Genomic DNA, 277 nt, shown 5'->3' with positions numbered 1-277 from the left:
CATATAGTTATAGTGTTTATGGTGGGCGATTAACTAGAAAAGCAGAAAGCAAACGTTATTTAAATCGTTTATCTGGCAGTAATAAAGGTAATTACACTAACGCTCATGTAAGTACCTTTGTTTATGATGGCTTAGGTAGGTTAACGAAATCGATAGCAGACAATGGTGTGACTAAAACATACACCTTAAATAGTTATGGTTTGATCAGTAAAGAAACCGTCAGTAAAGCAGGTTTACCAACTAAAATCTTACAGACTTACTATGACAGTACCTATCG

1 protein-coding gene is annotated in these 277 nt (G+C 34.7%); it reads left to right on the top strand.

Annotated features, from left to right (window positions below):
• A partial coding sequence (locus SB765_RS29355) for a hypothetical protein (RefSeq protein WP_410932451.1) occupies positions 1-277 on the top strand: 277 nt, incomplete at both ends.

Source organism: Pseudomonas sp. SIMBA_067, assembly GCF_046534675.1.
GTDB lineage: Bacteria > Pseudomonadota > Gammaproteobacteria > Pseudomonadales > Pseudomonadaceae > Aquipseudomonas > Aquipseudomonas putida.
The sequence above is the reverse complement of the archived record's forward strand: the minus strand, read 5'-3'. Positions and strand labels throughout refer to the sequence as shown.